The organism is Providencia alcalifaciens, assembly GCF_020271745.1.
Classification (GTDB): domain Bacteria; phylum Pseudomonadota; class Gammaproteobacteria; order Enterobacterales; family Enterobacteriaceae; genus Providencia; species Providencia alcalifaciens_B.
The window spans coordinates 2223705-2243981 of record NZ_CP084296.1 but is presented as its reverse complement, the minus strand read 5'-3'; the positions used below and the strand labels follow the sequence as shown (position 1 = coordinate 2243981).

Here is a 20277-nt window from a genome sequence, read left to right as displayed (position 1 = left end):
CAATAATAACAACTCAAGCAGCTTCCTTGTGAAGCTTTGGTCAATATTCGAGCGAAGGAATGGTTATGATAGAGTTCATCGAGCCAGAAGTGGATGAAAATTCCGTTGTCTCCTTGCAGAAGGTAACAGCTGAAAACTTTTCGGAAATCTGTTTACTGAGTCATACACTCAGTGAAGCACAACGCAGCATGGTAGCTGATAATGCCTATTCCATGGTTGAGGCACAATTCTCTGACTGTGCTTGGTACCGAGGCATTTATGCCGATGATGTCCCTGTAGGGTTCATTATGCTGCATTCTGGGTTAGATGATGATGAGCTTGAATACGATGGCATTATGTTATGGCGATTTATGATAGCCGAGCCTTACCAAAAATTAGGATTTGGTCGTGAAGCATTAATTCAAGTGATCCGTTACTTGAAAAAGAAAGGTTACCCACGGCTATATAATAGCTGTGGTGAAGGCGAAGAGAGCCCATTTGAGTTTTACCGGAAACTCGGCTTTATTCCGACGGGTAGCTATATCGATGATGAATGTGAGCTTGTGCTGGATATTGCGAACTGGCAGGATATTGAAGAATAAGTTCTGAAAAAGGCGGGTGTTCCCGCCTTTTTCAGGCTTCTATTTCTGAATTAAATAACGAATAGTCGGCCCATCTTGTTGAATATCCAACACTTTATAACCATAATTTTTTGCATCTAAAGGGATATTATTGATAGATTGTGGGCAATCACTCACCACTTCTAATATCTCTCCAGGTTTTAACGATGGCATCGCTTCTAACGTCGCAACCGCAGGATATGGGCAAGGTTCACCCACCATATCTAATCGATAATCCGGTACTATTTCTTTATGGCTCATGCGGCCTCCATGGAAGTATTCGCCAGTTTTTGGGCACGTTTACGGAAGAAATGTTTTTCCCATACCAGCATCAAAATAAATGCAATGGCTAATAGAGCGTATGTGACAAGCAAGCCACCTTGCGGACCAAATGTCTCTAGCAAGTTCACTTTGTCAAAGTCTGTGGCTAACCATGGACCTAAATCATCCCAGTAATACGCTAAGATAGTCGCACCGATAATGTTACCGAAACCAACCCACCAGTAATGAACTTGACCTTCAACGGCACGGTACATCCAGCCAGTTTCACAACCACCCGCCAAGACAATACCAAATCCGAACAGTAATCCGCCAATCACGGCATTTGGACCTGCCCACATAATCTTAGGTGCCGCGCCTAATTGTACATAACTGAAAATACCAATAGCACTGACCGCCATACCAATGATAATCGCTTTCGCCATATGAGTACGGCCAGTGATCCATAAATCACGAAACGCTGAGGTAAAACAAATTTGGGCACGTTCAATCAGTAAACCAAAACCAATCCCACATAAGATAGCAAAGCCCATGACTGGTGCATCTAGTAGTGTATAAAAGCCCCATGCAAGTGCGACAGCAAAGATAGCCATGCCTAACTTAAAGCGTTTTTTAGCTGTATTCTGATTTTGAGTTAATGGCGATGCTGTTGAGACTTTCTTCAATTTTACCGCGATACGGAACATTGGCAGTAGAGTGAATTTGGCACCAAAGTAGGAACCAACTGCTGTCGCCACAGCAAAGAACCAAGCGTGTAACGAGAATTGTGGGATACCCGTAAAGAATGCTGCTAAGTTACATCCCATGGCTAAACGAGCGCCGAATCCGGCAATAATCCCGCCAAGGATGGCTTGAAAAATTCGAACCCGATGCTGCGGCATCCGAATTTTCACATTATTCGCCCAAAGTGCTGCGGCAAAACAGCCAGCAAACATACCAATAATCATCACACCATCAATTCTATCTAATGGTGATCCTTGAAAACCAATAACTTTAAAATAGCCCCACTCTTCTGGATGTGCACCAAATAGCTGCATGATGTGCCCGCCCCAGCGGGTAAATTCACCTGTTACAGCCCAAAAAGTACCCGTTAAACCAAAATAATAAGTCGATAAGATACCTGCTGCAATCACCGCAGGTAACGGTTTCCAAAAACCGATGAGATAGTGAGATTTAAACTCAGACCAAGTCATTTTTACTTCCAGAATGATTCAAGCCAGCACCTGGCAAAGAATTTCGCTGTTGTATGATGTGTTGCTAAATGATGTATAGCTAAATGCCCCACAGCGAAGAGGTGCACATCATACTCTGATACTTTTTATCATTAAATAATAAATTATGAATATTCTCAGAAAGGTTGATTTAGCCACATGCTTCCTCACACAGCATATGACCTATTCCTTACATAAATTCTGATGGTACAGTTGATGTTCAAAAGATAAATAAACATACAAAAAAACGCCATCATAATGATAGCGCATGGAAGTATAGTCTTATCTTATTTATAGAGGAGTATAATATGAAATATTTTTATTACATCATTTTGCTGTGTGTCGTCTAAAGTCAGCCCATTTGACTTCAGTAATAACATCCAAACTTACCTTTAACAACTAAACATCGTACACTCGAGTATGATTATATTTATTTTTAATATAAAGCCTAATCAAACATCAACTAGTACTTTATTTATTCCCTAGCATTAGTAAATTGAAAAAATAAAAAACTCGAGATGAAAAGTTATTAAAAAGTATTTCTAAATGTTATTGACTGCATTATAGCGCTCATAAAATGTTGCGCAAGTGTTTTTTTATCTTATTTAAGACTCGTTCGGAATTAATTTAAAAGCAATTAAATAACAATAAGTTACACTAAAAATTCACGAATAAAAGCATTGGCTTTGTATTTATAGCAGTAATTACATATTTATATTTCATTATTCAAGTGCATTTAAAATAATTTTATTAATAACACTTATATTAATAGAATTACTCAGATTATTTACTCGCTTTTTTTATCATTTCAATTAGAGTTAAATATATTAATAATTTTTATTGTTCTCTCCTTCTGTTTGAGCATCATTTAACTGGCTAAACCTACTGTTATTTTGAATGGTGATGTCACATTTATTTATGATTATTCTAATAATCAGCAAGTTCCATAGCAATACACTCCAAACACGCCAAAACAAATACTCTCAATTGGAGTATAAAATGAAATTACTCTGTATATGAATAATTCCACACAATATGGATGGTTTATTTTCAATTAACCTTATCAAGTCTTTTTTGAACATGATTTTATATGAGCAGAATTTAAAACCACCCTAACTAAAATAAAATTAGAAGAAATTCCGAATAAAATTAAACCTTTTATTTGTGAAACTATAAAGAGAGCGCATTTTTTATCAGAAATGTTGCAAGAATATGCAAAAGATGTGATGTATGAAAATTGATAGGCATAAAAAAATGCGTTTTATCTCAAAGCATCAACGTGAAAATGTCACCCGCGATACAGAGATAAAACGCATGATTACGTGAAACAACTTAGCTATTTAGCGTTAGCCGCTGTTGCTTCCATTCCGACTAAACCAATCTTAAGATATCCCGATTGACGCAATGTATTCATTACATCCATCATCGTTTCATAATCCACACTTTTATCCGCTTGGAAGAAAATTGTGGTTTCTTTATTGGTGTTTGTGGCTTGATCAAGGATTGAACCTAATTGCTCTTTACTGACCGATTGCTCACCAATAAACAGCTGACTATCTGATTTCACAGTTAAGAATACTGGCTTTTCTGGTCGAGGCTGAGGCTTCGCAGTGGAAGCAGGTAAGTCGACTTTAATATCAACGGTAGCCAGTGGCGCTGCAACCATAAAGATAATCAGCAGAACCAACATAACATCGATAAACGGTGTTACGTTGATCTCATGCATTTCACCACTATCGTCTTGTTCGTCACCTAAACGCATTGCCATAATAATTACCTTGCTTTGCTGTTTGCCAGATCGAGGTCACGCCCCAGTAACAACGCTGCTTGTGCAGCAACATCACCTACTTGACCACGATAGTTATTGATCATACGGGCAAAAATATTATAGATAACCACCGCAGGAATAGCGGCGATAAGACCAATTGCCGTAGCCAGCAGTGCTTCAGCTATCCCTGGAGCAACAATGGCTAAGTTAGTGGTTTGTGAGTGAGCGATACCAATGAAGCTGTTCATGATCCCCCACACAGTACCGAATAGACCAACAAATGGAGAAATCGCACCAATTGTTGCTAAATAACCATTTCCACGTCCCATATAACGACTGATTGCAGCAACCGCTCTTTCTAAACGGAAACCAGTACGGTCTTTAATGCCAGCAAGGTCTTGGCTGTTTGCCGAAAGCGCTCTTTCAGTTGTCGCTTCAGCTAATAACATGCGCGTAATACTACCCGCTTTAAACCCTTCCGCGATAGATACCGCTTCATCAAGAGATTTTACTTCTGCAATTGCTTTTGCTTCATCTTTTAAACGACGACGTGCAATTAAAATCTCACTTCCTTTGGATAAGAATAGCGCCCATGTAATCACGGATGCGAGTAACAGACCAATCATCACTGTTTTTACAACAACATCTGCGTTTTGGTACATACCCCAAACCGATAAATCCTGATCAAAACCGCCACCATGAGCGTCAGTCGCAATCTCAACATTTTCAGTTTCCACCGTATTTGTTACAACCGTGTTTGTTACAACAGATTCCGGTGTTGCTGCTGGAGTTGCCGTCACTTCAGTTGTGGAAGGTGTATTTGCAGGGGCTGTTGTTGAACCTTGATTAGCTACTGGTGTAGTAGTCGGAGTGACAGCGGGGGTTGTTTCTGCGGATGCCGAGCCCATTAAGCCGATCGCCAATAGAATAGAAGCTGTTAATTTACGCATCAGTTGGCCTTTACTCTCTTATTTTGTGTTGTATAAAAAAATTTATATCGATGATTGTGCCATTCATCGACTAACCATTAAAAGCGAAATTTGATTCACGCATTCATCTCTTTTCGTCAAGATGTCAGATAATATCAAACACACCACGAATTGATAGTAATTATCATTAGTATTCGCAATTTTTTCAATCTATCTGCATTATGATTGATAGCAATAAACCGCTTCATCATAATTTTTCTTTTTATAGTGAAGAAAATTCAGCTAGCGACTTTTGTTCTTGCCTTGGACAACCAAAATCATTTAACGTCAGGTGATAACTTAGCCAATCATTTGATTTTCTATCAGTAAATAAGGCATAGATTAATGGCAAAAATTAGACCTGAAACCCAGCTAGTGCATCTTGGTAGAAACCCTAAATTCACTCAAAAAGGGGTAAACCCCGTCATTCAACGAACCTCTTCCGTAATTTTTGATTCGGTAGAAGATAAAAAACACGCCGTGCGCAATTGTGCGAATCGCGTATTAATGTATGGCCGCCGAGGCACACAAACCCATTTTGCTTTCCAAGAAGCAATGACCGAATTGGAATGCGGTGCTGGCTGTGTTCTTTATCCTTCAGGTGCAGCAGCAATCACCAATGCCATCATGTCATTTATCAGTGCGGGGGATCATATTTTGGTCACGGGGTCTGCCTATGACCCGACACAAAATTTCTGCGACAAAATCCTCACTAATTTGAATATTGAAACGAATTATTTTGACCCATTAATTGGCGCAAAAATTGCCGATTTAATTCGTCCGAATACCAAAATTGTCTTTTTGGAATCGCCGGGTTCTATCACCATGGAAGTCCACGACCTTCCTGCTATCGTAAAAGCCATCCGTCAAAAATCCCCCGAAATCATTATCATGATCGATAATACATGGGCTGCGGGTGTATTACTCAAACCGCTTCTATTTGATGTTGATGTCTCCATTCAATCCGCGACAAAGTACATTAATGGTCATTCGGATGGCATGTTAGGGGTCGCTGTTGCCAACCAACGCTGCATCGAAACCTTACGAGAAAACTCATATTTATTGGGGCAAACTGCCGATCCTGATACCGTTTACATGGCTGGTCGAGGGCTTCACACCCTACCAACCCGCCTCAAGCAGCATGAAGTGAACAGTTTAACCGTCGCAAACTGGTTAGCAGAGCACCCTGCGGTTGCGCGTGTTTTTCACCCTGCACTCCCAAGCCACCCTGGGCATGAATTCTTTAAACGGGACTTTAGCGGCTGCAACGGTTTGTTTTCATTTCAATTAAATTCGCGGTTATCCCCTAAACAGTTTAGTGATTTTCTCGACCACTTTAGTCATTTTAAAATGGGGTATTCATGGGGCGGGTTTGAATCACTGATTCTTGGTTATCAAACCGAAGATTTACTCAGTATGCGCCAATATGATTATCAGCCTGATAGCGGGTCGTTTTTCCGTCTACATGTCGGCTTAGAACACCCGCAAGATCTCATTGATGATTTACAACGGGCTTTCTCGCGTATTTAAACATCAACATTTCTTCCTTACTATTAGGCAGTTAATCACTGCCTTTTAGATAATTACCCAAACAAATCAAACTAGGCTGAAATTTTTCCTGTAATATAGAGCCCAATAATTCGCTTTATGCAGATACAGGAACGATTATGGAAGTCCTACGCGAAATCGTACTGGCACTTTGGCAACACGATTTTATGAAGCTCTCCAACCCGGAAGTTCTTTGGGTGATTTACACCGTACTCTTTATGGTGATTGTGCTAGAAAATGGCGTGCTCCCCGCCGCATTTTTACCGGGTGATACCCTTTTACTCCTTTCTGGCGCGTTAATTGCCAAAGGCGTTCTGCACTTTATCCCCACGATATTACTGTTGGCAACCGCAGCAAGTTTAGGCTGCTGGCTTGGATTTGTTCAAGGGCGTTGGCTAAGCGAAACGAAGATAGTTAAACGCTGGCTTTCTCAACTCCCTGAGGAATATCATAAAAAAGCCAATGACATGTTTAACCGCCAAGGCTTATACGCATTGCTGATTGGCCGTTTTCTGGCATTCGTAAGAACATTACTTCCATTGTTAGCGGGATTATCCGATTTAAGCCATCGCCGTTTCCAGTTATTCAACTGGCTTAGCGGGTTATTGTGGGTCGGTATTATTGTGACTTTGGGCTATGCTGTTAACCAAATTCCTTTCGTTAAAGAACATGAGCAAGTCGTTATCACCGCACTGATGATCATTCCTGTAGTGCTGTTGGTCAGTGGTTTGATTGGCTCCATTGTGATGTATTGGAAACACCGTAAAGTTTTGAGTAGCACTAAAAAAGATTAATCGTAATGTTTCGCTGTGCAACAAGGGACCAAAGCTCGGTCCCCTTTTATCTACTCCTTTCTCAGAATTTCCTATCAGCTTCCCCTATTATGAAGAAAAACCTTATTTATTTTCGTCCTTAGACAATAATGTGATGCACATCATCAATCAATGAAAGCAAATGAAATGATGTGAATATTATATTTAACTTAAATGTAATTTTATTATAAAAATTACAAATTTGTGTTTTATATATATAAATCAACTAATTAAATAAATTCAATTAATTTTCAATTTCTTATAGCGACTATTTAGCATGTCTATTTGATGACTTTTTGTGATCTTCATTTCAATTTAAAAATTTTCGATAGCTTACATTTTTTACTTATGTAAAAGTATAAATAAGAAACAAAAAATAAATCGAAAGAAAACGTAAACAAAAGAGGATGAAGCAATGACTGTTTCGCGTAGAACCTTTATCAAAGGGCTAGCAGCCAGCGGTGCAGCAATATCGGTTTCTAGTCCCGTTTTAGCCAACAGAGGAATGCCTTCTAATGGCATGCCAGCCAAACCCGAGAATGCACCCAACTTACTCATCGTATTCCCTGATGAAATGCGCGCCCATGCATTGCAGTTTATGGGACAAGACCCTTCAATTACGCCTAATCTGAATAAATTTGCCAAACAAGCGAAAGTGATGACACAAATGGCATCTAATTATCCATTATGCTCGCCATTTCGTGGAATGTTTATGACAGGGCAATATCCCGTTCGAAATGGGATCACTGGGAATACCCATGATTATGGCGGAAAAGTCGGTATCGATTTATCCCCATATGCAAAATGTTGGTCAGATGTACTGCAATCATTAGATTACAGTACGGGCTACATCGGAAAATGGCATTTAGATGCACCTTATGCACCTTATATTGAAAGTTATAATAACCCAATGGAAGGACGCTATTGGAATGAGTGGGCAGCACCTGATCGTCGCCATGGCTTTGATTTTTGGTACTCTTATGGCACCTATGACTTACATATGAAACCAATGTATTGGGGCAACGAGACACCACGAGAAAAGCCTATCTATGTGGATCAGTGGGGACCTGAACACGAAGCAGATATGGCAATCAAATTTTTACGAAACGAAAATGGTAAATTTCGTGATGAAACTAAGCCATTTGCATTAGTCGTTTCCATGAACCCACCACACTCACCTTACGATCAAGTCCCACAAAAATATCTTGATGTCTATAAAGGAAAAACATCGAAGGAATTGAATACTCGACCAAATGTACAGTGGGATGCAGAGTATCAGGAAGGTTATGGCCCTCAATACTTTAAAGAATATCTCGCCATGGTCAATGGTGTGGATGACCAGTTTGGGCGTATTATGAATGAGCTTGAAAAACAAGGGCTTGATGATAATACCCTCGTTGTATTCTTCTCCGATCATGGCTGTTGTCTCGGAGCTAACGGTCAGCCAACCAAAAATAACCCGTATGAAGAATCAATGCGAGTACCAATGATGTTCCGCTTGCCAGGCAAAATTCAAGCAGGACAAGATGATGCATTGATGTCTGCACCAGACATCTATCCAACTATCTTGGGGCTACTTGGGCTAGAGCAGTGGATCCCAGGGTCTGTGGAGGGTTCTAACTTAGCCGAGCGTGTTGCAACAGGAAAAGGTGATAGTGCCACCTCTCAACTTTACTTATTTATTCCTTATGGTGAGCCATCTTTTGGTAAACGGGGTGTAAGAACCAAAACACATACATTGGTTATTGATCGCCAAGATGGGCAACCATTGAAATATATCCTTTATGATAATGTGAAAGACCCTTATCAAATAAAAAATGTTGCCGATGAGAATAAACCGCTTATTGATAAATTAGTGAAAGAAGAATTAATTCCTTGGTTAGAAAAAACAGGAGATTCTTGGAGACCAAGTGAATTCATTACTGCAACAACCAAAAAATTAAACAAAAAAATTACCGAATGTGAAGTGAAGTAATTCATCTTGCCACCTAATTTTAGGTGGCAACTCTATAAACAAAAAACAATTCCCAAATAAAACAGGGAACAACTCAAATAATTGCTTAAATAGCATATAGCTTTGGAATAAAGATAATGAAAAAATTACTAATACCTGGCACCATTTTATTTTTAATGGTTTCAAACTACACCTATGCAAATAATTATAAAACAACCATTGAATATCGCCATCAATATTTAGATGCATCAGGGAAAAGCGGTGACAGAATTAAAGCCTATCTTGATACAGGGAAAAATATCGGTTTTGAATTAGATGCACGTTATGGTAATAAAGACGGTGCATACGATGCAATGAAAATTGATGGTTCTGAATTTTCTGCATTTTATTATACAAAACTAAATCCAAATTTAGTTGGGCTTGTAGGCTCTTCACTCGACTTCGATAAACAAGGTCTTGTCTATGTTCCTTATGTCCGTCTGAACTATACCTTTGATAACGGCATTCGTTTACAAGGCCGTTATAAGTGGAAAGTTTGGGATTACGGCCAAGTCGGGGAAAATGGCAGTAACTACCACTCCAAAATTCAAGAGTTCGACAGCTGGATTGGTTATAAATGGGGTAAACTAGATCTTCAATATCAATTAGATTTAATGTGGGAAATGGCGGATAACGCGCAGCCACTTTATAATAATAAGAAATTCGATTATCAACACAACGTACGTCTTCGTTATGATATAAAAACTGATGATGGTGCTTTATGGAGACCATTTGTTGAAGTCGGTAATGTGAAAGAAAGTAAATTCTCCAGTGACCGACAAACTCGTTTCCGTGTTGGTATTCAATATACTTGGTAATATCAGAAAAAATAAAACCCAACAATACGAATGAACCCCGTAATAATTACGGGGTTCATTTTTTATTTAAAAATTAACCAAAAAAAAATCGGCCAATATTTTGACCGATAAGATAAAGCAAGTGCAATGAAAAAACGATACGTATTAATCTATATAATTACTAATCTAATAACTTAATTACTTCACTACCCGCTAATAAATAAGCCCCAGCACCATAATCCATATTATGTTCAAATTTAACATCCCTAGGATTAAATGCAGGCAATTGAACCCAACCCAACATACCATCTTCATGAATACAGGTATTAAGTGCTCCCCATGCTTTTTCAAGTATTGGCAGATAACGTGTTTTATCTAATATACCTTGGTTTATCCCCCAAGCTAATCCATAACAAAATAGCGAGGTTGCGCTACTTTCAGGTGCTGGGAAGTTTTGAGGATCCAACAGGCTTGTCCGCCAGAAACCATCTTCTTGTTGATATTCCACAACAGACTCGATTAGCTCAACAAATAAATCTAAATATTGTTGTCTTCCTGCAAAATCAGCTGGTAAATGCTGCAAGATACGCGGCACTGAGGCTATCACCCAGCCAATGCCTCGGCTCCAAAAAACTTTTTCCCCATTGGCTTCACGTAATTCACTCCCCTTTCCATCAGGAATATAACGATAATCCCGGTAAATCAAGCCAGTTTCGGGATCTCGTAAATGCGCCACTGCATCCCAATAAGCCTGATGCATGTAAGCGAGATAGCGGGGATTAGCCGTTTTTGCTGACAATGCGGCGAAAGCCGGTGGTGCCATAAAAAGAGCATCACACCACCACCAGTCTTCTCGACCTAATTTCGGTTCATCCAACATCAAATCAAATGCTTTTATTGTCGGTTCAAGAACTTCTGGTTGAGAAAACTGTGAACTGACAGCTAAATAGGCTTGTGTACACACATGATCATCTGCAAAACGGGGATTTGGTCCCGTACGAAATCCGGTATGTAACGTATATTCTAATACCCCGTCAAGATACTCACAGTCTTGAGTTGCTTGCCAAGCGGCAGCAACACACGACCACAGAACACCGCGTTCCCAATCTGTATCTTTGATAAAACGAGTTTTACCACTGCGACGAACCACACTACGAACCTGATGCTTTGATTGAAAACGATAAACACGTTTCATATCCTGCAAAACAGCATCACGCTGTAATGACTGAGATGATAATACCTGTTCCATTTGGATCCTCCTGAGGGACTAGCGAGCGAGCCAACCACCATCAACGGCAATCGTATATCCATTGATATAATCGCTGGCACTGGAAGCAAGGAAAATTGCAGGTCCCGCTAAGTCAGATGGCAGTCCCCAACGCCCCGCAGGAATTCGCTCTAAAATCGCTGCATTACGCTCAGCATCGGCTCTTAGTGCTGCGGTATTATCTGTGGCCATATAACCCGGTGCGAGAGCATTCACATTAATATTATATTGAGAAAGCTCCGTCGCTAATGCGCGAGTTAATCCCATAACCGCAGATTTACTAGCAGTATAAGAAGGCACTCGGATGCCACCTTGGAATGACAACATTGAAGCAATATTGATAATTTTTCCGCCATTACCTTGCTTCACAAACTGACGAGCAACACGCTGGGATAAGAAAAAGAGTGTTTTTTGGTTAATGTTAATGACATCATCCCAATCTTTTTCACTAAATTCTAATAAGTCTTCACGACGAATGATTCCCGCATTATTTACCAGAATATCAACATGCCCCATGGCAGATACTGCATCGTCCACGAGATCTTGCAACTTATCTTGCTCCATTAAATTCATGATGACATAGTGGAATTTACGCCCCAACTTTTCGACTTCGGCACGTGTTTCTGGTGCATCTTGTATTCCAACACCAACAATATCGGCCCCAGCTTGGGCTAATCCAATCGCCATACCTTGGCCTAGACCTGTATTACATCCAGTGACAATGGCTACTTTTCCTGTTAAATCAAATAAATTCATGGCATGCCTCTCTTACGGTGCCGCCAATTCAGCAACACCGCTTTATTAGGTAAGAAAATAAAAAGGATTAATTGGGCGTTATTTCAAATCTGTCATTGCGACATGATCCATGTCGTGGAATACCTGATTTTCACCCACCATTCCCCAGATAAATGTATAAGCCGCAGTACCGACACCTGAATGAATTGACCAACTCGGGCTAATCACCGCTTGCTCATTACGTACCACAATATGACGAGTTTCAGTTGGTTCACCCATATAATGGAAAACTACGTTGTCATCTTTCATATCAAAATACAGATAAACTTCCATGCGGCGCTCATGGGTGTGACATGGCATGGTATTCCACAGGCTACCTGGCTCTAACACCGTCATCCCCATAGATAGCTGACATGTTGGTAAGATTGATGGATGTAAGAATTTATAGATTGTGCGGACGTTACAGTTTTCAACATTACCCAGCTTCTCTGGAGATGCTTGGTCAATGGTAATTTTACGGCTAGGGTAGGTATGATGAGCCGGGGCGCAGTTCATATAAAAACGAGCTGGATTATTGGCATCTACACTACTAAATTCTACTTCATGTGTCCCCATTCCAATGTAAATTGCTTCACGAGGAGCAATTTCAAATATTTCCCCATCAACAACCACTTTACCAGCACCACCAATATTGATAGCGCCCAATTCACGACGCTCTAGAAAGAAATCAACACCTAACGCTTTTCCCGCCATCAATGCCAATGGCTTATGTGTTGGAACAATACCGCCTACGATGATGCGGTCAATGTGACTATAAGTGAGATTCATTTCCCCTTCGCAAAACAATCCTTCAATTAAGAATTGTTTACGTAATCCAGCAGTATCCAGTGTTTTAGCGTGCTCACTGTGAATTGGTTGACGAATTTCCATTATAAATACCTCATAATTTACAGGGGAGTACCAAACTCATGAGTTGGCTTTCCCATTAACAGAGTGAACGTGTTCACCTCTGATGAATGTGTCAGTTAAATAAAAGTTGTCATCGACAACCGCAAAACTTGCAACGGCTCCCTCGCGGATATAGCCATATTGCTGACCAATGCCGAGATACTCCGCAGGCACCGCCGTCGCCATTTGTACCGCTTCCCATTCAGGAACTTGAGCGAGTTTCACCATATTGCGCAATGCCGCATCCAAGCTACAGGTGCTACCGGCTAAAGAACCGTCTGCGGTTCTCGCTTGCCCTTGAGTCACCTGAACCATTTGAGCGCCCAAGGCATACTCGCCGTCCGGTAATCCCCCAGCACGCATACAATCAGTAATTAAGGCAACTTGCTGATAACCTTTCATGCGATATGCCAAGTTCATCATGACCGGATGAACATGAATGCCATCCGCTATCAATTCGGCTAGTACATCGTGATAGAGCACTGCTCCACAGCAACCCGGTTCACGGTGATGTAATCCCGTCATACCGTTATAAAGATGCACGCCACAATCAGCACCGTGAGAAAATGCCTCGCTGGTTTGGGCAAAATCCGCTGCGGTATGGGCAACACTGGTTTTGATATTTTGTTGAACTAGCCAATCAATAGCATCAATAGCGCCATCAGCTTCAGGTGCCACCGCGACCCGTAATAACGAACCACCAGCACACTCTTGCAAAGATTTAAGTTCGCAGACGGTCGGAGCCTTGAGGTATTTCACTGGATGAGAACCTCGATGACGTTCAGTGAAATAAGGGCCTTCAAGAAAGCTTCCTAACAGTTGTGCACCTGATGTTTGCTGATGAGCCATAAATTGACGAACTTGGATTAACGCGTGTTTAATATCGTCCATGGGTGCCGTAACCGTGGTTCCTACCCATGCCGCAACCCCCGTCTTGACCAAATCATCCGCAATAATTTGCAATCCATCTAAGCTTGCATCCATCACATCAGAGCCTGCTCGACCATGAATATGAATGTCGACAAATCCTGGGAGCAATGAACGCCCTTTTAAATGCACAATTGAGCAATTTTCAGGGGCGATATCCGTTATCTGTTGGACTCGTCCATGACTGACTCGTACATATTTCTGCTGCAATATTCCGTCAGGTGTAAAAATTCGGTCAGCTAAAATTGCGTATTGTCGATTCATAGTCCGTCTTCTTCATCTTCAGATTCAGATACTGCCGACAATTGCTCGCGTACATCTTGGATACTGCTTATCCCTATCTCTTGCAAAATGGCTATCAGCTCTTTTGCTGTGACGCCTTCTCGTTCAAATGCCGCGTTCACAATCATAGGAAGGCTGACACCAGAAAGAACTTCAACCAAGGGATTTTCCATCATGATGACCATCGCACGGTTACAAGGCGTTCCGCCGGGCAGATCAGTTAGAAATACAATTTGCTCACAAGGCATGGCTTGAATCGTAGAGCGCATTTGTTGTTCCAATTCATCGGGGGATATCGATTCGATAAAGTCGAGAAACACCATATTCTCTTGTTCCCCTGCAATAGCTTTTACCGCTGATGCCATTCCACTTGCGAAATTTAAGTGTCCAGACACAATCAAACCAATCATTCTTAACTCCTAAGCGGGTAAGAAACTACCCGCTGAAATTCAATTTAATTCAAATAATTACAGTACACCCAGTACATGACCAATCACGCCGAAGGCTAAGGTGGAGAAAATCAGAACCGGAGGTTTAGCCCAAAAACCGGTACCTTTCACCATTTTGAACATGAGAAACACTAAACCTAGTGGTAGTAAGTTAGGCATGATTTTATCGAATAGCGCGGTTTGTAATTCCACCACCTTTCCGCCAAGTTCTAAGGAGGCCGTGGTTTGTATCTTAATGAAGGTAGCTGAGAGTGCCCCAATAACAAAAATACCCATTATGTTGGCCGCTTTTGCCAGTTTTTCAGTAGCGTCACTCATGTTGACCATCGCCGCTGTACCTGCGCGATACCCCATGAACATCAATCCAAAATAGACAAAAAAATGAACAATTTGGTAAAGGAAGAAGAAAACAAATGGTCCGGCAATGGAGCCTTCCATTGCAATCGATGCCCCTAATGCAAGGGTTAATGGCATTAAAGTCATGTGGTCAATGGCATCACCGATACCACCAGTAGGCCCCATACCCGCCACTTTCATGACGTTCACAGTTGAAGGTTTCTCTTTATTCTCTTCCATAGCAACCGCGGTGCCGAGTAAGAAAGTAAATAACTTGGGACTCGCATTAAAAAATTGCAGATGGTTTTTCAATGCTGTTGCATAGTCACGTTTATTATTGCCGTGAATTTTTTTCAGTGCTGGAATGATAGAGAAAGCAAACCCACCACCTTGCATACGCTCAAAGTTAAAGTTCCCCTCCATGAATAATCCACGGAATGCACAACGCCATAAATCCTTTTTCGTAATGACTTTGCGTACTGTTGTATCTTGATATTCATCGATACCATCAACGTAAGATTGAGTTGGTAAGTCTTTCGTTTCTGTCACTGCTTTATTATCAGATACCATCTTCAAAATCCTCGCTTGGCTGTGAATTGTTTTTGTTACCATTTCCACTGAAAAAGTAGTAAAGCGCTGCGGCTGATGCCCCAAGGATAGCCACGGCCATGATTGGCAGTTTTAAGTAGGTTGTCATCACAAAGCCTACGAAGAACACACCAGCCACTTCTTTCGACCACATAATTTTCAAGAGCATTGCGAAACCTATCGCAGGTACCATTTTCGCGCCGATACCTAAACCTTCGAGCAGTACTTTTGGTGTGTTTTGATCGATCCACTCTGCGGCATGCTCACCAAAATAGACAGTAACGAAAGCCACGATGGCATAAAGCAGGGAACGTATGGTTATCGTAATAACTAAGAGCCTTGAAATCCCCCCTGCATCTGCGTTTTCTGCGTAGCGGTCGGCTTTACCCATGGTAAATGCGGTCATCGCGAAGAAACCAATGATCAGCATCTGCATCAGTACTGCGATTGGCATCCCTATCCCCATAGCGACTTCTGGAGGCTGTTTAGTCATTACGGCAAAAGCAACAGCCGCGATCGTACCCAACGTTACATCTGGTGGCTGAGCTCCCGCATTCGGGACTAATCCCAGCCAAGCCAGTTCAAGTGTTGCACCTGCGATTAACCCGATTTGCATATCCCCCATAATTAGCCCGACAACAGGGCCTGTAATCAAAGGGCGGTGAATATTTAATGCAACGTCATACTTATCAATACCGCAAAAGAAGGCCCATAAAGCCACTAACGAAGCTTCAAAGATCATAATAATTTTCCTTAAACGCCTAAAAATTAAGTTTTTGTCTTAATCCACATTATGCGGATGCTAGAGCTAAAACATTCACCGGTGTTTGGTCTGGAGTATTTTGAATGGTGCAAGTCACGCCTTTATCGACTAGGCGACGAAATGCATCTAAGTCACGCTCATCCACTGACACTGTTTTGGTGATTTGGCGCTTTCCTTCATGAAAATGCATGTTGCCAACATTACAATGAGTGATAGGAACTCCGCCTTCCACCAGACGGGCGACATCGGTTGGGTTATTACAAAGAATGAAGATTTTTTGACGTGGTGATGCCTTGCTAATGACATCAATTGTCTTCTGGATAGAGAAAAATCGAACAGCATATTCTCCCCCCGCAGACGCTTTCATTCCTGCTTGCATGAATGCGGCATTGGGACCTTCAGCCGCGTCATCGTTTGCAACAAGAATTAGGTTTGCTTCAGTGTGTTTACCCCAAGTAATGCGAATTTGCCCATGCAACAAACGCTCATCGATTCGGGTCCAAACAATATTAGGTGTGTGCATAACTTGCTCTCTTATAATTTATTGTGTTTATCTTTAAGACGCCGTGACACTATCTTTTTGATATGAGAACGGGTAAATAGTAACTCCTTGAACAACACGGTTAATTTCCCCTGTTGGAGATGGGTTGTCCGGTGTATTCCCCAGTGCAATCGAACTATGAAACGCAAATGCCTGTGCCAACATCAGATATGGAAAAAGTAATGCTGCGTCAGAGCATTGCGCCATTTTTGGAATATAAATAAAATTTTCTTTGGAAAAAGAATTAGATGGAGATGCAGTGACCGCGATCACCATCGCGGATGCATTATCGTGAATTACCTCTCGTAATAAATCACTTTCGTATTGCCTTATGTATTTATCATTCGAAAGGAATAACACGACCAGTGTTTCTTTATTAACTATCGATTTCGGCCCATGGCGAAAGCCTAACGGTGTATCAAAGTTAGCCACGACTTTACCTGCGGTTAACTCCAACATTTTCAGTGCCGCCTCTTGTGCTAACCCCTGTAATCCACCGCTACCTAGATAAATAACGCGTTTGAATTTCCCTGCATAATCGTCACGAATTGTGAGATTAAATTGCTGGTAGGTATGATGATAATCTTGGAAAAATGGCTTAACTTCATTGTTATAAAAATTTTCTGGCAGAAAAATAGATAATGCCGCCATCATCATTGATGAAAAACTTGAGGTCATTGCCAAAGAGCGGTCATTCGACTCTTCCGGCATTAATAATGCCAACGCGTTAATATTATTTTGGCAATAGCGATACAGCTGACCATCGCGGTTACAGGTTAAAACCAAATGATAGATTTTAGATAAACATGTTTCAGCTATATCCAGTGCTGCCACGCTCTCAGGACTATTACCAGAACGTGCAAACGAAATCAGCAACGTCGGAACATCTTCAGCTAAATACTCTTTAGGGTCAGAAACTAAATCAGTTGTTGCAATCGCATCGACTCGTCGTTTCAAATGCCCAGTTAAGATAGGTGCTAGTGCTCGTCCTGCAAACGCTGATGTCCCAGCTCCCGTCATAATAATTCGAGCATCTGGTGCCGCTAAAACATTCGCTAAGAATGCATCAATTTCAGCTCGACGAGCTTTTACTGTTGCACTCACTTTTTCCCAGCAATCAGGCTGTTGCTCAATCTCTTTCGCTGTCCAGAACGCATTCAATTGTTCCAGTTCAGCCGTTTGATAACTTAAATATTCCATGTTAAACCTCAGTGACTTAATTTACACGCATCGGCGTATACCGATAACACATCGCGGATCTTTGCAAAAACAAATGACTTAGGAGAACCATCCAACATACCTTCTCTGTATTGTTGGAATTGATGAGGCAAATATTGGCTTAATAGAGGCAATGGAATTGACTTAGAAGATAGATTATTCATCAGCATATCAATGGATTGGCTGATTTCTTCATCTGGCCAATAGTAACGAATACGGTCACTGAAGCTGTAGACACGCGCAAAAGCCTGCTGGTGTGAATCCCCATGATAATATTTCTGCCAGAAGTGCGGCTCTTTACACATCAGTTGTTCCATTTTCTCTTTCAAATGAGAACACTGTTCTGATGGGAACATTTCATTTTCAATTTCACATAACGAATACAACGCTTCACGCATTGCAAACGTCAATGCAGGACCCACTTTCAAAATAGCAAAATGGTCACGAACTAACTGTTTGTAAGCTTCTGGATTTTGGTAATCTGTTGAATGTGCTTCAAAAACAAGGTGAGGATAATCATCAACAACTTTACTGAGCGACTGCGCTTTTTCGGGTTGATAATCAATTACACCAGTATGGTCAAATTCAACTCCTGGCTGAACCACTAAACCAATCACCCGAGACCAACACTCACCCACACCTGCATCTTCGAATGCTTTTGCATGGCAATCTAATGTTTTTCGAGCGGCTTCAGGTGCTGTCACTTCAACCCCTTCAAGGGCTTCGGTTGCACCACCCGGCACAGGGACCTCAGTTCCAATCACATACACAATGTCACTGTGACCAAATTTTTCTTTTGCCGTATTTTCGGCAATCACAGCAAGGCGAGCCGCTCGAGCCGCAACGATTTCATCGGTGAGAGGTACGGGATCATCAGCACAAGACATGCTGCAATCAAGGTGAATTTTTTTAAATCCTGCGGCAACATAATGAGCTATCAGTTCATCCGCATTTTTCATCGCTTCTTCAGCGCTGAGATCTTGCCAGCGGTTGGGGCCTAAATGGTCACCGCCTAAGATTAATTGATGAAGAGGGAAACCTGCTTGCTCCGCTTTTTCAGTCACATACTGATAAAAGTCCGCAGGAGTCATTCCTGTATAACCACCAAATTGGTCGACCTGATTTGAAGTGGCTTCTATAAGAAGAAAGGAATCATTGACTAGTGCTTGTTGTAGTGAGGCCTCGATCACAAAGGGATGGGCGGAACAAACAGAATAAATACCGTATTGTTTTCCTAATTTATTCTGCTGAACAATTTTTTCTAAAGGATGCATTAACACTAACTCCACAATCAACATGGTCATGTTGCTAATGGAGTTAGTGCGTTACTGTTCCTTATCGACGACGATCACCTCGATTTTATGGTCTTTTAGCTCTTGGATATACTCTTCAGGGATCCCCGAGTCAGTGACCAATATGTCTATACCTCCAAACTCACGGATCATATGACAGCTGCGTTTCCCGAATTTCGTAGAATCGGCAACGGCAATCACAGTCTCCGAGATTTCACACATTAAACGGTTAAGACTGGCTTCCTGTTCATTGTGTGTGGTGATACCAACGCGTAAATCGAATCCATCAACCCCAAGAAAAACTTTATCAAATCGATAATTTCTGAGGCTGTTTTCTGCTTGAGAGCCAGAAAACGATAAGGCACTTTTTCGCAATGCGCCGCCAGTCATTAATACTTCTACGCCAGCAGCATTCGCCAACTCCATTGCAACATCTAAACCGTTAGTCATGACCACTACGTTTTCACGCGACTTCAAATGTGTCGCTATCTCCCGCGTAGTTGTCCCCGAATCTAAAATGACGGTGTCCCCATTCTTGATTAGCGTGGCGGCAGCTTTCCCAATAAGTGTTTTTGTGCCCGCATTCTGACCACGTTTCTCGTGGATACTGAGTTCAGCAATAAATCCGGTATTCGGAATTGCTGCACCATGAGAGCGAACCACATAACCATTTTTCTCAAGAAAACTTAAATCGCTACGAATGGTGACACTTGAGACGTTAAATTTTTCGGCTAGATCCTCGACCCTCGCTTTACCTTGCAAGTTAATCATGTCGAGTATTTCCATGCGCCGCTCAACTGCCGCTTTCACTTTCATCTCCTTACGAAATCAAACAAAAAGCTTTCGTTTGATTTCAAATTAAGTTTACTACGCCAAAAAATACCAACAACGTAAAAAAACAAAACTTTTGATCTCTTTCACAAAGTTTCGATTTATAAGTTGTAAGCTTACGGATA

General features: G+C 41.3%; 20 protein-coding genes. 5 read left to right on the top strand and 15 right to left on the bottom strand.

Features of this window, described 5'->3' with window-relative positions; translation table 11 throughout:
* Positions 1-65 precede the first annotated feature (65 nt).
* Complete coding sequence (locus tag LDO51_RS10255; RefSeq protein WP_225574486.1) at positions 66-581, top strand: GNAT family N-acetyltransferase; 516 nt, start codon at positions 66-68, stop codon at positions 579-581.
* A 39-nt stretch (positions 582-620) separates the two neighbouring features.
* On the opposite strand, the gene yedF is transcribed toward LDO51_RS10255, so the two are convergent.
* The 4 genes from yedF to exbB all read right to left on the bottom strand — a co-directional run bounded on the left by yedF (position 621) and on the right by exbB (position 4807).
* A complete protein-coding gene (yedF, locus tag LDO51_RS10250; RefSeq protein ID WP_006657165.1) occupies positions 621-860 on the bottom strand; it encodes a sulfurtransferase-like selenium metabolism protein YedF in 240 nt (79 codons plus the stop codon).
* Positions 857-2071: a selenium metabolism membrane protein YedE/FdhT gene (gene yedE, locus LDO51_RS10245; protein WP_225574485.1), complete on the bottom strand. Its 1215-nt coding sequence runs from the start codon at positions 2069-2071 to the stop codon at positions 857-859. Before yedE ends, yedF begins: the two co-directional genes overlap by 4 nt.
* Before the next feature lie 1354 nt (positions 2072-3425).
* Entirely contained in the window at positions 3426-3857 is a 432-nt protein-coding gene (gene exbD / locus LDO51_RS10240) for a TonB system transport protein ExbD (RefSeq protein WP_225574484.1), read from the bottom strand.
* A 5-nt stretch (positions 3858-3862) separates the two neighbouring features.
* Entirely contained in the window at positions 3863-4807 is a 945-nt protein-coding gene (gene exbB, locus LDO51_RS10235; protein WP_225574483.1) for a tonB-system energizer ExbB, read from the bottom strand.
* Positions 4808-5170: 363 nt separating this feature from the next.
* Between exbB and metC the strand changes: the two genes are divergently transcribed.
* The 4 genes from metC (at position 5171) to LDO51_RS10215 (ending at position 9996) form a co-directional block, all read left to right on the top strand.
* On the top strand, positions 5171-6355 hold the full coding sequence (gene metC, locus LDO51_RS10230; protein ID WP_225574482.1) for a cystathionine beta-lyase: 1185 nt from the start codon (positions 5171-5173) through the stop codon (positions 6353-6355).
* A gap of 137 nt (positions 6356-6492) precedes the next feature.
* Positions 6493-7167 (top strand): DedA family protein, encoded by a 675-nt coding sequence (locus tag LDO51_RS10225; protein ID WP_225574481.1) that lies wholly within the window; start codon positions 6493-6495, stop codon positions 7165-7167.
* 433 nt (positions 7168-7600) lie between these two features.
* Complete coding sequence (locus LDO51_RS10220; protein WP_225574480.1) at positions 7601-9160, top strand: sulfatase-like hydrolase/transferase; 1560 nt, start codon at positions 7601-7603, stop codon at positions 9158-9160.
* A 116-nt stretch (positions 9161-9276) separates the two neighbouring features.
* A complete protein-coding gene (locus LDO51_RS10215; RefSeq protein ID WP_225574478.1) occupies positions 9277-9996 on the top strand; it encodes an oligogalacturonate-specific porin KdgM family protein in 720 nt (239 codons plus the stop codon).
* Between the two features lie 160 nt (positions 9997-10156).
* On the opposite strand, the gene LDO51_RS10210 is transcribed toward LDO51_RS10215, so the two are convergent.
* The 11 genes from LDO51_RS10210 to agaR form a co-directional block, all read right to left on the bottom strand.
* Positions 10157-11224 (bottom strand): glycoside hydrolase family 88/105 protein, encoded by a 1068-nt coding sequence (locus tag LDO51_RS10210; RefSeq protein ID WP_225574476.1) that lies wholly within the window; start codon positions 11222-11224, stop codon positions 10157-10159.
* Between the two features lie 18 nt (positions 11225-11242).
* Positions 11243-11998 carry a 2-dehydro-3-deoxy-D-gluconate 5-dehydrogenase KduD gene (gene kduD / locus LDO51_RS10205; protein ID WP_225574474.1) on the bottom strand — a complete coding sequence of 252 codons (756 nt, stop codon included), beginning with the start codon at positions 11996-11998 and terminating at the stop codon, positions 11243-11245.
* A gap of 78 nt (positions 11999-12076) precedes the next feature.
* Positions 12077-12907: a 5-dehydro-4-deoxy-D-glucuronate isomerase gene (kduI, locus tag LDO51_RS10200; protein WP_225574473.1), complete on the bottom strand. Its 831-nt coding sequence runs from the start codon at positions 12905-12907 to the stop codon at positions 12077-12079.
* Positions 12908-12943: 36 nt separating this feature from the next.
* Positions 12944-14116, bottom strand: a complete 1173-nt coding sequence (nagA, locus tag LDO51_RS10195) for an N-acetylglucosamine-6-phosphate deacetylase (RefSeq protein WP_225574471.1) — start codon at positions 14114-14116, stop codon at positions 12944-12946.
* Entirely contained in the window at positions 14113-14544 is a 432-nt protein-coding gene (gene agaF / locus LDO51_RS10190) for a PTS galactosamine/N-acetylgalactosamine transporter subunit IIA (protein WP_225574470.1), read from the bottom strand. The genes nagA and agaF overlap by 4 nt, the downstream gene beginning before the upstream one ends.
* Positions 14545-14601: 57 nt before the next feature.
* Positions 14602-15489 carry a PTS system mannose/fructose/sorbose family transporter subunit IID gene (locus tag LDO51_RS10185; RefSeq protein WP_225574469.1) on the bottom strand — a complete coding sequence of 296 codons (888 nt, stop codon included), beginning with the start codon at positions 15487-15489 and terminating at the stop codon, positions 14602-14604.
* The gene (gene agaW / locus LDO51_RS10180) at positions 15479-16249 is read right to left on the bottom strand and encodes a PTS N-acetylgalactosamine transporter subunit IIC (protein WP_225574468.1); all 771 of its coding nucleotides are present in this window, start codon (positions 16247-16249) and stop codon (positions 15479-15481) included. The genes LDO51_RS10185 and agaW overlap by 11 nt, the downstream gene beginning before the upstream one ends.
* A gap of 49 nt (positions 16250-16298) precedes the next feature.
* On the bottom strand, positions 16299-16793 hold the full coding sequence (agaV, locus tag LDO51_RS10175) for a PTS N-acetylgalactosamine transporter subunit IIB (RefSeq protein WP_225574467.1): 495 nt from the start codon (positions 16791-16793) through the stop codon (positions 16299-16301).
* Positions 16794-16826: 33 nt separating this feature from the next.
* Positions 16827-18011, bottom strand: coding sequence for an SIS domain-containing protein (locus LDO51_RS10170; protein ID WP_225574466.1), 1185 nt, complete (start codon positions 18009-18011; stop codon positions 16827-16829).
* 8 nt (positions 18012-18019) lie between these two features.
* Positions 18020-19303: a tagatose-bisphosphate aldolase subunit KbaZ gene (gene kbaZ / locus LDO51_RS10165; RefSeq protein WP_225574465.1), complete on the bottom strand. Its 1284-nt coding sequence runs from the start codon at positions 19301-19303 to the stop codon at positions 18020-18022.
* A gap of 51 nt (positions 19304-19354) precedes the next feature.
* Entirely contained in the window at positions 19355-20131 is a 777-nt protein-coding gene (agaR, locus tag LDO51_RS10160; protein ID WP_225574464.1) for a transcriptional repressor AgaR, read from the bottom strand.
* Positions 20132-20277: the final 146 nt, after the last annotated feature.

What these genes read in the sequence shown, in the direction of transcription:
- yedF (WP_006657165.1), bottom strand. Translation starts at nt 860, where the DNA reads ATGAGCCATAAAGAAATAGTACCGGATTATCGATTAGATATGGTGGGT.
- yedE (WP_225574485.1), bottom strand. Translation starts at nt 2,071, where the DNA reads ATGACTTGGTCTGAGTTTAAATCTCACTATCTCATCGGTTTTTGGAAA.
- agaF (WP_225574470.1), bottom strand. Translation starts at nt 14,544, where the DNA reads ATGATTGGTTTGATTGTGTCTGGACACTTAAATTTCGCAAGTGGAATG.
- exbD (WP_225574484.1), bottom strand. Translation starts at nt 3,857, where the DNA reads ATGGCAATGCGTTTAGGTGACGAACAAGACGATAGTGGTGAAATGCAT.
- nagA (WP_225574471.1), bottom strand. Translation starts at nt 14,116, where the DNA reads ATGAATCGACAATACGCAATTTTAGCTGACCGAATTTTTACACCTGAC.
- kduD (WP_225574474.1), bottom strand. Translation starts at nt 11,998, where the DNA reads ATGAATTTATTTGATTTAACAGGAAAAGTAGCCATTGTCACTGGATGT.
- exbB (WP_225574483.1), bottom strand. Translation starts at nt 4,807, where the DNA reads ATGCGTAAATTAACAGCTTCTATTCTATTGGCGATCGGCTTAATGGGC.
- metC (WP_225574482.1), top strand. Translation starts at nt 5,171, where the DNA reads ATGGCAAAAATTAGACCTGAAACCCAGCTAGTGCATCTTGGTAGAAAC.
- LDO51_RS10255 (WP_225574486.1), top strand. Translation starts at nt 66, where the DNA reads ATGATAGAGTTCATCGAGCCAGAAGTGGATGAAAATTCCGTTGTCTCC.
- LDO51_RS10170 (WP_225574466.1), bottom strand. Translation starts at nt 18,011, where the DNA reads ATGGAATATTTAAGTTATCAAACGGCTGAACTGGAACAATTGAATGCG.
- kduI (WP_225574473.1), bottom strand. Translation starts at nt 12,907, where the DNA reads ATGGAAATTCGTCAACCAATTCACAGTGAGCACGCTAAAACACTGGAT.
- LDO51_RS10185 (WP_225574469.1), bottom strand. Translation starts at nt 15,489, where the DNA reads ATGGTATCTGATAATAAAGCAGTGACAGAAACGAAAGACTTACCAACT.
- kbaZ (WP_225574465.1), bottom strand. Translation starts at nt 19,303, where the DNA reads ATGCATCCTTTAGAAAAAATTGTTCAGCAGAATAAATTAGGAAAACAA.
- LDO51_RS10215 (WP_225574478.1), top strand. Translation starts at nt 9,277, where the DNA reads ATGAAAAAATTACTAATACCTGGCACCATTTTATTTTTAATGGTTTCA.
- LDO51_RS10220 (WP_225574480.1), top strand. Translation starts at nt 7,601, where the DNA reads ATGACTGTTTCGCGTAGAACCTTTATCAAAGGGCTAGCAGCCAGCGGT.
- agaW (WP_225574468.1), bottom strand. Translation starts at nt 16,249, where the DNA reads ATGATCTTTGAAGCTTCGTTAGTGGCTTTATGGGCCTTCTTTTGCGGT.
- agaV (WP_225574467.1), bottom strand. Translation starts at nt 16,793, where the DNA reads ATGCACACACCTAATATTGTTTGGACCCGAATCGATGAGCGTTTGTTG.
- LDO51_RS10225 (WP_225574481.1), top strand. Translation starts at nt 6,493, where the DNA reads ATGGAAGTCCTACGCGAAATCGTACTGGCACTTTGGCAACACGATTTT.
- LDO51_RS10210 (WP_225574476.1), bottom strand. Translation starts at nt 11,224, where the DNA reads ATGGAACAGGTATTATCATCTCAGTCATTACAGCGTGATGCTGTTTTG.